Source organism: Candidatus Frankia alpina (genome assembly GCF_902806485.1).
GTDB lineage: Bacteria > Actinomycetota > Actinomycetes > Frankiales > Frankiaceae > Frankia > Frankia alpina.
Window position 1 is genome coordinate 1 of the sequence record NZ_CADCWT010000197.1, and the last position, 9,449, is coordinate 9,449.

The window sequence follows — 9,449 nt, forward strand, 5'->3', positions numbered from 1 at the left end:
ACCGTCCCTCGGTCCTCCATCCACCGGTCTCACTCACTCTGTGCGACCTCGCCGTCGCAACGATCGTCCAGATCCTGCTGCTCGACCCGGATTCGCCGGCCGCGGCGGCGCGGGCCGCCGACCTGTCGCACCGCGTCGACGTACCCGCCGAGATCCGGGCGAACCTGCTGATTCTGGACGGGCTGCGGGAGCGGCTCACCCCGGTCCTGCGTCCCCGCCTCGCCGTTCGGCTCTACGCCGAGCAGCCGCTGACGACCTACCACCGCTGGGACTCCGGCGCGCTCGTGTCGAGCTTCCCGGTCGGCTACTCCGCCGCCGCCGCCCAGCACGAGGCGACGATCTCCTCGACCCTCGTCCAGTTCGTCGAGCAGCATTTCGAGCGGCTGTGGAGCCCGGCGGGCAGCACCGCCCTGGACGACTACCTGCGCGTGCCGTTGCAGGTCGTCCGGGCGGACGCCGGCACGCTCGACGTGCGTGCCGAGTTCGTCCGCCTCGACGGGGTGGTGTACATCGCCGCCCCGGAACTGGCCGCGTTGCTACGCAGCGGCGGCCCGGATGGCCTGGTCTCGGTGGTGGCGGGCAACGGCCGGCACGCGCTGTCCGGCATCGGCCACGCCCGGGTGGTACCCCTGCGGGACGACGCCGGCGCCGGGGTGGTGGCCACGGCCTTCACGCAGAAGTACGGGGCCGTCCGCGACGGCCTGCTGCGACTGTCTTCGGTGCGGAGTTGAACGCGATGAACCCGGCCAACCCCGCCGCCCTGCTGGTGACCGTCGACTTCTGGCGGGTTCCCCGCCGCCGGATCGGCCACGCCCTGGCCCGGGTGGCCACCGACCGCTCCGCACTGCGGCACGTCTCCGGGCTGACGTTCGCCAAGATGCTCGGGACCGGCTCGGCGAGCAGCCTCGGCCTGCGCGACGCCGACCCCTGCCAGTGGGCGATGGTCGCCGTCTGGGAGACACCGTCGGCGGCGCGGTCGTTCGAACGCTCCGCGCAGGTGCGGGCCTGGTCGGTGCTGGCCGAGGAGCGGTGGCGCATCGACCTGCACCCGCTGTCCTCGCGCGGGCGGTGGTCGCGGCGGGAACCCTTCGGCGACTCGGCGGCCGCGGCCGGGCCGAGCACGACCGCCACCGGCACGAAGGTAACGGTGATCACGCGGGCCCGGGTCGCCGCCCGGCACACGCTCACCTTCCGCCGGGCGGTCCCGCCGGTGGTCGCGGACCTCGCCCAGACCGAGGGACTGCTGTTCGCGGCCGGCATCGGCGAGGCGCCGATCGGCCTGAAGGGCACGTTCAGCCTCTGGCAGGACGCGGTGGCGCTGCGCCGGTTCGCCTACGGCCGGCCGGCGCACAGCGAGGTCGTCCGCCGCACCCCAGAGGTCGGCTGGTACAGCGAGGAGCTGTTCGCGCGGTTCGCGGTCCTCGGCTCCCGCGGCACCCTCGGCGGACGTGATCCGCTGCTGGCCCTGCTCCCCGACCCCACGTTGACGGCGCATTGAAGATTCCGGTCCGGCCCGGCCACCCCGGCCCGGCAGCGGGCTCGGCGGTTTTGACAACCCGTTGACGGGCGTCCGCCACGGTGGGGAGGTCCGGCGGTGAACCGGACGAGCCAGCCCGACGAATCGGATGAAGCGAACCGAATGGCGATGCCCTGCGGTCCAGTACCGCACCCCTCGGTCCCCCACGCGCCGGTGTTTCACGCGTGGGCCCCGCACCGCCGGGTGCTGATCGCCACGGCGGTGAGCGCCCGCGTGGCGGACCTTCTCACCCGAGCCGGCACCGCGGTCCTGCGCCCGGAGCTGGCCGCCCGCCCGGCCGAACTCGCCGACGCACTGGTCGAGCTGCGCCCGCACACGCTGGTCATCGGCGCGAACGCAGTGGACGCCGCCGCTCTGGGACGATGGGCCGCAGCGGTCCGCGCGGGCCCGGGGCGCTGCGACGCGGACCGGGAGCTCCTGCTCGTCCGCCGCGGCACCTCGCTGGCCGCCGTCGACACCACCGCCACCGCCCGGCTGCGGATCGAGGTACGCAACACGCCGGAGGTCAACGCCCGCCACGTCGCACGGTTCGTGGCCGATCGCCTGTTCGACCCCGCGGGTTCGGAGCAGCCGACTTCTCGGCAGCGGGCGCCGCGGCGGCCGGGCACCCTCGGCCTGCTCGGCGCCGGCAACATCAACGGACGGGTGGCCCGGGCCGGCGGCGCGCTGGGCTGGCGCCTGGTCGTGCACTCCCCCTCCCTCGCCACCGATCCCACGTCGGGGGCCGCCTGGGCGCGACACCACCGGCTACCCATCGACCGGGTGCGCGTCGCCCGGACGGTGGAGGAGGTCCTCGAGGCGGCCGACGCGGTCGCCGTCGCCGTGCCGCTCCTCCATGCGGGGCAGTGGGCGAGCGCCGGCATGATCGACGATCGGCAGCTCAAGACGTTCACCGGTGAGCGGATCGTCTCGGTCAGCGAGCCCGAGGTGTTCACCGAGCGTGCCCTGCTCGACGCCTACGACCGGCGCGATCTCACCGTCGTCCTGGACAACGCTCCCCGGCTGCTCGCCCCGGTGCGAGAGCTGCTGGCGGCGCGGATCGACGGTGACGGCGGCGCCCCACGACCCGGGTTCGCCCTGTGCTCCACGGCGATGCGCTCCGCCGCCTGCGACGACGACCTGGATCAGGCCATGCTCGCCGTGGTCGGCCGGGCGGACCTGGACGAGCTGACCGGTGCCGACCTGCTCGGGCCGGAACACCCCCGATCCGACCAATCCGACCGCAGCGGGGCGGGCGGGCGGATCATCTTGGCGCAGGCCGAGACACCGACCGCCGGGTCGACGAGGACCCGGTACAGGATGATCCTGCCGCGGGCGGCCACGGCGTGGTGGTCGTCGGCGGCGGGATCGTCGGACTCACCACCGCGCTGCTGCTGCGGCTGCGGGGGCATCGGGTCCGGGTGCTCGATGCCGCGCCGGCGGATCGCCGTGACCCGGACCGGCAGGGCACGACGTTCGGGGGTGCCAACGCGCGGCATCTGTCGGCGACCGAGACGCTGCCACCGGCGACCGTGGGCCACGATGGCGTCCTCGACCGAGACCCGGCGAACGGCGGCTGGCGGCTGCGCGACCCCGCCTCGCTGAGCCCGGTCGAGCTCGCCTGGGCCGAGGCATTCGACCGGCGTACCGACCGGCCGGGGCTGCACGCGACGGCCCAGGACCTGGTGATCGCCCTCAACCGGCTGGGGCTGCGCGGCTGGGAGCATCTGTTCGCCGTCGACGGCGCCGGTTGGCTGGCCGGCCTGCGCCGGGACGGCCGGCTCGCCCGGATCTACCTCGGCGCCGCCGACCTCGCCGCAGGCGAACGGCTCCAGCGCGCGGTGGGCACCGGTGCCGTGCGCCTGCCCGCCGAGGTGCTGGCCCGGGACTGACCGGGCCTGGGCTCCTCGGTGCCGCTGCCAGGCGGCGCGCGGGAGATCTCGGGTGCGGTCGAGGTGGACGGTTACGCCGTCAACATCCACGATCTGGCGACGGCGCTGGCCGGGCGGCTCGCGGATCTCGGCGTCGAGGTCCGGGCCGGCGCCCGGGTGCGGGGACTCGATCCGGGCCAGCCCGCGATGAACGGCGGCTCCGGGGCCGGGAGCGGTTCGGGTGGGTGGCCAGCCCCGGGGGTTCGGCTGTGCCTCGACGACGGCTCCGAGCTGTCGGCGGATCGGATCGTGATCACCACCGGGGGCCACGACCTGGATCGGCTGCTCGGCGCAGGCTGGTCCGGGGCCGGTGCGGTGGCGCACCTGCTCGGCCTGTCGCTGACCCTGCCGAACCCCGGGTTGCGCCGCCCACTGAAGATCCACTCCGGTGATCCTCTCGGCGTCATGAACATCACCCTGTCCCCCGACGGCACGCTCATTCATGTCAGTAGCGGTTTCGGCTATCCGGGCCGGGCCGGGCGCCAGACCGCCACGGCGGGGATCACGGCGCTGCGGGCCGTCGCCGAACGGGCCATCGCCGGCCTGTTTCCGGGGCTCCGGCGGGCCGACGGCGTCCTCGACGTGCACGACGTGCGCGTCTGCGAGCGTCCCGCCACCCCGGACGGGCTTCCCGTCGTCTGCGCGGCGCCGGGCCACGCCGGGCGGGTCCTGGTGGCCGCGGGGACGAATGCGGGCGGTGTGGTGCAGGCACCGGCGGTCGCCATGCTGGTCACGGATCTGCTCGACGGAACTCCCCGCAGCGCGGGCCTCGCGCTGGCAAGCGACCGGACCGGTCTACCGCACATCCCAGACAGGGCGCCCTGTGCATCAGAGTGATGACGTTACGTGGCAGGCACTCCCGTCGACCGGCGCGCCTTGCAAGGATCGCGTTATCGTCGAGCAACGTGACGGTGTGCCCCGACCTCCTGGCTCGCCAGACCCACTCGCGGGACCGGGGTCGATGCGCCGAGGGACGGACAGGAGGCGACGCCGGTGACCGACGGGGACGTGACCGTGGTCCGCTGGTCGCCCAGCAGCATGCGAGCCCGCCTCGATGATGTGATCGCCGTCTACAAGGCCGCGTTCCTCGATCATCACGAGGCCGACCCCATCCGGGCCGCCCGGGACCGGGCCCTGCACGCGCGCCGCCACTTCGACCGCCGCGGCCTGCTCGCCGTCGCCGCCGTCACCCCCGACGACTCCCTCGTCGGCATCACCTACGCGCTGCCCGGTCAGCCCGGTCAGTGGTGGCACGACGTCGTCGTCGACGCGGTCGCGGCCGCCTCGGCGGCCACCGCGGCGCACTGGCTCGACGACTGCCTGGAGATCGTCGAGCTGCACGTGCTGCCCGCCTACCAGGGCCGCACGATCGGCCGTCAGCTCCTGCGGGAACTGCTGCGCGACGTCCCGCAGCGGACCGCGGCGCTGTCCGCACTCGAACCCGCCGGCAGCCGCGCGCGCCGTCTGTACACCAGCGAGGGATTCGTCCCGCTGCTGTCGGACTTCCAGTTCCCGGGGACCCTCACCCCCTACGCGGTGCTCGGCAAGGAGCTGCGGGGCCCGTCCACCATCAGCCCCGCCGGCGAGCTCGCCGGCGACGCCGGCCAGCCGGAGCCCGTGCGGTGACCCTCCACGACCCGGCGTTCACGGCGCTCGGGTCGGCCCGGCCCGGTGGCCGGAGCATCCCGGGCGAACCGCCCACACGCCGGGCGCTGGCCTGGGGATGGATCCTGGTACTGGCCGCGGTGGCGGTGCAGATCCCCTACCCGCTGGTCGACGGCGTCGAGCGCAGCGCGTTGTCGGTCGTCGCGGTGCTGCTCCTCGCCGTCACGTCGGCGGTGCACGCCCTGGCCACCCGCGGCCTGCTGTGGACCGCCGGCTACCTCGCCGTGGCCGTCGGCGGCGGGCTCGTCGTGGAGGTGCTCGGGGTCCACACCGGTATCCCGTTCGGGCGCTACGCCTACGGCGGCGCGCTCGGGCCCCGCCTGCTCGGCGTCCCCATCGTGGTACCGCTGACCTGGGCGATGATGACCTATCCCAGCTACGTCCTGGTGCGGCGGCACCGGCGCGCCCCGGTCCGCGCCGCCGTGCTCGGCAGCCTGGTGCTGGCCGCCTGGGATCTGTTCCTCGACCCGCAGATGGTCACCGCCGGGCACTGGCGGTGGCTCGGCGGCGGCCCGGCGCTCAACGCGATTCCGCTGACGAACCTCCTCGGCTGGCTGCTGGTCGGGACGGTCATGACCGCCGCCCTGCTCGCGCTGCCCGACCCGGCCGACCGCGCCCGCCGCGACGAGCGCATCCCGCTGACCCTGCTGGCCTGGTCCTACCTGTCGTCGGTGCTGGTGAACCTCGCCTTCTTCGGCAAACCGGGCGTCGCGCTCGCCGGCGGCGTCGCGATGGGAGCGGTGCTGGCCGTGGCCCTGCGGCCCTGGCACGCCGACCGGTCGCCGGACGCTCCCGAGCCGTGCGGACATCCGTGACGGCGGTGGCAGCGGTGCGGGCGGTGCGGGCGGTGCGGGCGGGCGCCGTACGGGTGGCGGCGGTGGCGTCGGCGGGCATCGCGGTGCACACGGTGGTCAACGCCCGGCTGCTGCGGGTCGCGCCGCCGGCCGGCGCGGTGGCGGAACGCGTGTCCGTGATCCTGCCGGTCCGCGACGAGGCCGCCCGCCTGGACGGCGCTCTGGCGGCGCTGCCGGCCGCGCGGGGCGTCCCCGACCTGGAGATCGTCGTCTACGACGACGACTCCACCGATGCCACCAGGGAGCTCCTCGCCGGCTGGGCACGGCGCGACCGGCGAATCGTCGCGCTGCGTGGCGCCGGTCCACCGCCCGGCTGGCTGGGCAAGCCGCATGCCTGCGCCCGGGCCGCGGCCGCCGCGACCGGCACCGTGCTGGTCTTCGTCGATGCCGACGTGACGCTCGCTGCGGACGGGCTGGCCCGAGCCGTTCTGCTGCTGCGCGACAGCGGATTGGACCTGGTCTCGCCGTATCCGCGCCAGGTCGCGGCGAGCCCGACCGAGCGGCTCGTTCAGCCGCTGCTGGCGTGGTCGTGGCTGGCCCTGCTGCCGCTGCGCGCGGCCGAGCGGTCCCCGCGGCCGTAGCTGGCCGCGGCCGGCGGCCAGTTCCTGTCCGTGGACGCGGCGGCGTACCGCCGAGCCGCGGGCACACCGCCGTCCGCGACCAGATCCTCGAGGACATCGCCCTGCTGCGGGCCGTGAAGCGGTCCGGGGGACGCGGGGTGGTCGTCGACGGCACCACCCTGGCGACCAATAGGATGTACGCCGGCTGGGCGGAGCTGCGCGACGGCTACGCCAAGTCGCTGGCCGCGGCCGGCGGCCACCCGGCAGCAAGCGCCGCACAGGTCAGGCTGCTGTGGTGGTTGTTCGTCCTGCCGGCCGCCGCGGCGGCGCGCGGCTCCCGCGCGGGGCTGGCCGGCTACCTCGCCGGGGTCGCCGGCCGAGTGGTCGCCGCCCGCCGCACCGGCGGGCGGAGCTGGCCGGACGCCGCCGCCCACCCGGTCTCGGTCGGCCTGCTGGGATACCTCACCGCGCTGTCATGGTGGCGGCGGCGACGCGGCACCGCGACCTGGAAGGGCCGACCGGTCACGGCGGCCCCGCCGCGGCGCGGCCCGCGGGCCGGCTCGTAGAGTCGTCGCCGTGGCCCGGGTGGTGGTGATCGGCGCCGGGGTGGGTGGGCTGGCCGCCGCCGGGCATGACGTCACCGTCTGCGAGCAGTCGTCGCGGATCGGTGGGAAGCTCGGCTGGTACGAGCGGGACGGCTACGGCTTCGACACCGGGCCGTCCCTGTTGACCATGCCCGGTGTGTTCGAGGACCTGTTCGCCGCGACCGGCGGGCCGCTGCGCGCGGAGCTGGACCTTCGCCGCCTCGATCCGATCGCCTCCTACCGGTTCGCCGACGGCACGACGCTGGCCGCACACGCGGACGACGACGCCTTCGCCGCCGAACTCGACGAGCGCCTCGGCGCCGGCGCCGGCTGGCCGACCGGGCGGCGCGGGTGTTCGACGCCGCCGAGGGGCCGTTCCTGTCCAGCCCGGTGCGCGCCGGCGGGCTCGCCCGGCTGGCCTGGGCCTCGCCCGGGGACGTCGCGGCGGTCGCACCCGGCCGCGGCCTGCGCGGCCTGGGCCGCAGCTACCTGCGCGACCCGCGCCTGCGGATGGTGCTCGACCGCTACGCGACCTACTCCGGCTCCGATCCCCGACGCGCCCCGGCCGCCCTCGTGTCGGTCGTGCACGCCGAACGCCGCTTCGGCGGGTGGTACGTGCCGGGCGGGTTGCGCCGCCTCGGCGAGGCGATCGCACGCCGCGCCGAGGACCGCGGGGCCCGGGTCCTGCTCGACACCCGGGTACTGCGGGTGACCCGTACCCCCGGCGGCCGGGTCGACGGGGGTACGGGTCACCGACGGCAGCCAGCTGCCCGCCGACATCGTCGTCGCGAACGTCGACGCCGCCGCGCTCTACGGACAGCTGGTGGACGACCGCCGCGGACGGCGCCACGTCCAGCGGGCCACCCGGTCGATGTCCGGATTCGTGCTGCTGCTGGCCCTGTCCGGGCGCACGCCGGGGCTGGGCCACCACACGGTCACCTTCCCCGCGGACTACGACGGCGAGTTCGATGCGGTGTTCGCCGGGCGCCTCGCCGACGACCCGGCGGTCTACCTCGCCGTCCCGGCGGACCCGGCCTGCGCGCCGCCGGACTCCGAGGCATGGTTCGTCCTCGTCAACGCCGCACCACACGCCCCGGCAGCGGGACGGCCCGGCGTGCGCGGGCTGGACTGGGACCAGCCGGGCCTGGCCGACGGGTACGCCCGACACCTCCTGAACGTCCTCGCCGCCCGCGGATTCGACGTGCGATCCCGGCTGCAGTAGTACAAAACGATCACCCCGGCGGACCTGGCGCGGCGCACGGGCTCGGTGGGCGGGTCGATCTACGGCGGGTCGTCGAACGGAGCCCGGGCGGCGTTCCTGCGCCCGCCGAACGCCGCCCGGGTGCCGGGCCTGTTCCTCGTCGGCGGGTCGACCCATCCCGGCGGCGGCCTGCCGCTGGTCGTACTGTCCGCCGGCATCGTCGCCGGGCTCGTCGGACCGGCCTGACCGCCCCGACGAGCCCGGTACCCGCGGCCTACAGCCCGGCGCGGACCAGCGTCACCGCGGTGACGCCGGAGACGTACCGGCCGCCCTTGGTGTCGCCGGGGGCGGTCAGGCGGGGCCCCTCCTTCGCCAGCGACACACCGTCCTGGGCGACCGCGAGCAGCGCCTCGGTGCCGGCGAAACCGGGGTCGATCTCACCCCACGAGACGACCGACTCGTAACCGTCGCTCGCGTGGATGACCGCGGCGTAGCGCAGCGCGTCGTTCTTCACGTCGCTGCGGAACGTCGGCTTGGCCGCCTGCAGGACGTCGTAAAGCGTGGGGCCGGTGTAGGTGTGGGTCTGCGGGCCCACCCCGCTCTGGAAGGTCACCTTCTGGGTGTGCTGCGGGTACTTCGCGGCGAGGTCGGCGACGGTCAGCCGCTGCAGGTACGCGATCCGCCCGAGGATCAGCACCCGCCCCGCCGGGGTGGGAACGGGGATGCGAGATCGCCCCGGACGGCGCCGCGGCCGGGGTCGCGGCCGGGGTGGCGGCCTCGGCGCGCCAGGTCGGCAGCAGGCTGACGACGAGGATCGCGGCCAAGGCCAGAACGATCGCGACGACACGCGGACGGGACATTCTGCGGGCGAGGTGGGACACCATTTCCCCGAATCTTTCGTGGGTGCGGAAGTTCGCCGGACGTGCGGCCGCGGCCCGCGGCTGATCGGCGACTGTACGGATAGCCAGATCGTAGCGATGAATCCGCAGATCGGCAGAGAAATCCGCAGAGTTGCCGCGAATGCGGATCATCTCTGCGACTTCTCCACGCTTCCGCCTACTGCGGTCCGGTCCTGGTCGGCCGCGCGCGGTACGGCGGCCACCACCGGCAGAGACAAAGGGTCAACCAGCGGTCAACC

At 75.1% G+C, this 9,449-nt stretch carries 6 protein-coding genes and 4 pseudogenes; 9 read left to right on the forward strand and 1 reads right to left on the reverse strand.

What is annotated here, in order from left to right; translation table 11 throughout:
- The 9 genes and pseudogenes from G6R25_RS18090 to G6R25_RS18120 all read left to right on the forward strand — a co-directional run.
- Positions 1-731: pseudogene (locus G6R25_RS18090) on the forward strand (SARP family transcriptional regulator); the annotation flags it as partial.
- Between the two features lie 5 nt (positions 732-736).
- On the forward strand, positions 737-1,498 hold the full coding sequence (locus G6R25_RS18095; RefSeq protein ID WP_163553934.1) for a spheroidene monooxygenase: 762 nt from the start codon (positions 737-739) through the stop codon (positions 1,496-1,498).
- Positions 1,499-1,645: 147 nt separating this feature from the next.
- Positions 1,646-2,464: pseudogene (locus tag G6R25_RS27720) on the forward strand (Rossmann-fold NAD(P)-binding domain-containing protein); the annotation flags it as partial.
- Between the two features lie 401 nt (positions 2,465-2,865).
- A pseudogene (locus G6R25_RS29840) lies at positions 2,866-4,284 on the forward strand (NAD(P)/FAD-dependent oxidoreductase).
- Positions 4,285-4,440: 156 nt separating this feature from the next.
- Positions 4,441-5,073, forward strand: a complete 633-nt coding sequence (locus G6R25_RS18105; RefSeq protein ID WP_163553935.1) for a GNAT family N-acetyltransferase — start codon at positions 4,441-4,443, stop codon at positions 5,071-5,073.
- Positions 5,070-5,927, forward strand: a complete 858-nt coding sequence (gene cruF / locus G6R25_RS18110) for a bisanhydrobacterioruberin hydratase CruF (protein WP_163553936.1) — start codon at positions 5,070-5,072, stop codon at positions 5,925-5,927. Before G6R25_RS18105 ends, cruF begins: the two co-directional genes overlap by 4 nt.
- Complete coding sequence (locus G6R25_RS31830) at positions 5,924-6,547, forward strand: glycosyltransferase family 2 protein (protein ID WP_235948947.1); 624 nt, start codon at positions 5,924-5,926, stop codon at positions 6,545-6,547. The genes cruF and G6R25_RS31830 overlap by 4 nt, the downstream gene beginning before the upstream one ends.
- Positions 6,548-6,684: 137 nt before the next feature.
- The gene (locus G6R25_RS31835; RefSeq protein WP_235948949.1) at positions 6,685-7,092 is read left to right on the forward strand and encodes a hypothetical protein; all 408 of its coding nucleotides are present in this window, start codon (positions 6,685-6,687) and stop codon (positions 7,090-7,092) included.
- A gap of 10 nt (positions 7,093-7,102) precedes the next feature.
- A pseudogene (locus G6R25_RS18120) lies at positions 7,103-8,557 on the forward strand (phytoene desaturase family protein).
- A 28-nt stretch (positions 8,558-8,585) separates the two neighbouring features.
- On the opposite strand, the gene G6R25_RS18125 reads toward G6R25_RS18120, so the two are convergent.
- The gene (locus G6R25_RS18125; protein WP_235948951.1) at positions 8,586-9,008 is read right to left on the reverse strand and encodes a hypothetical protein; all 423 of its coding nucleotides are present in this window, start codon (positions 9,006-9,008) and stop codon (positions 8,586-8,588) included.
- Positions 9,009-9,449: the final 441 nt, after the last annotated feature.